We start from the raw sequence: 1,541 nt of genomic DNA, 5'->3' as shown, positions 1-1,541 counted from the left end.
TAAATTAGTTAAGACTGGCATAAAAGTGTCATATTTGTTTTCCATTTGTTGAATCAGCTCTATATCTTTGTTATCCATTTGAGAATCCTCTCTTTTTTAGCAATTATCTCAAAAAGCAATTTTTAATGCAATCATTAGTATTTAATAAAGACCCGAATTGCTAGTTGATTATTTAGCCATGACTTGATACCCGATAGAATATCTTAAAGTCTCTGGTTCCAGTGATTTAGCTGATTTTAACAGTAAAGAATACGCTAAAAGTATCATCTCTAATTTCAATTGAAAACCTTGAGGCGAATGACTTTTACAACGCTCAGCTCCTAGATTTGTCAAAAAAGAGAAAACTCGCTCAATCACTTTTCTACGTTTTGAAAAATTAGGGAAAAGGATTTTCTTTTGCTTCATGTTCTTCCTGACAGGTGTAATTAGATCAATTCCTTTTAATTCCAGCCTATCATGCAGTGACTGACCTAAATATCCCATATCTCCAAGGACTGTTGGTGTCCCAAATTGACTCAACACTTCCTCGGTCATTGAACGATCAGCCATTGAAGCAGGAGTAATTGTGTAGTCTATGACATAGCCTGATTCACTGACTAAAGCATGACATTTACATCCATAGAAGTACTGTCCCTTTGTAGCATTGTAGCCAACATTTGCATCATCTCCAAGAACTTTGCTTCTGAAATTACGAATAGGCTGACACAAAGGAAGGGGGAAGCTGTCAATAATGGATACACTCATTCCTTCAACCTCTTTAAAGACGAGTGCTTGGCGAATGACTTGGATACTCGGTAAGAGGGCATTACAACGGCGGACAAAGCGAGAATATTCTAGGAAATTAGGAAATAAACTTTGAGCCAATTGGTGCTTAGCTTTAAGCGTTTCACTAAAATGCAGTACGCCCCAGAGGTAACAAGCGATAACTAAGCAATCTGATGTTGCGAGATGGACGTTTTTTCGGTTTTGAACCTCAAGGGGAACACTCGTTTGATAAAGCGTCTCAATGGTTGTCAGTAAATAAACAAAAACTTTTGGAAGTGTGCTATTATAAGTCATATAAGTCGTGCGCTTTCTAATGCTTAGTGGTTTAAGATTAGGATAGCACGACTTATTTATTTTCCAATGAAATTAACTAGCAATTCGGGTTAATTACGGATTTTTTATATCTTCAATGGGTTCATTAATCACTGAATTTGATTATCTTGTTTTAATGAATGTGAAGTCATTCGGTTAAGGGGAGTCTTTGATTTGTCTAGTTAGCTATCTGGACAGATGTTAAGTGTTAATTACAGTGAAGGCAGATGAAAACTTATTAAAAGTTATTCTGCTTGATTAAGAATGGTAAGATTTCACCATCTAGATACTTTTATTAGAACTTAGGTGGACAGGAGGACCCAATTTTTAATCCTTCCTGTTATATAGTTTTTGTTTAATATTTTTCGGGAGGATTATCAATGCAAATCGCAAAAAATTATCTTTATAATGTAATATATCAGGTCTTTATAATGATTGTGCCATTACTTACCATTCCTTATTTG

Annotated in this window: 1 protein-coding gene; it reads right to left on the bottom strand. The window is 35.1% G+C overall.

The features are described 5' to 3' along the window. Positions 1 to 168: 168 nt before the first annotated feature. Positions 169 to 1,059 (bottom strand): IS982-like element IS982B family transposase, encoded by an 891-nt coding sequence (locus tag AB0I60_RS37455; protein ID WP_360739014.1) that lies wholly within the window; start codon positions 1,057 to 1,059, stop codon positions 169 to 171. Between the last annotated feature and the right edge of the window lie 482 nt (positions 1,060 to 1,541).

Origin of the sequence: Actinosynnema sp. NPDC050436 (assembly GCF_040655415.1) — a bacterium.
Taxonomy (GTDB): domain Bacteria; phylum Actinomycetota; class Actinomycetes; order Mycobacteriales; family Pseudonocardiaceae; genus Actinosynnema.
The sequence above is the reverse complement of the archived record's forward strand: the minus strand, read 5'-3'. Positions and strand labels throughout refer to the sequence as shown.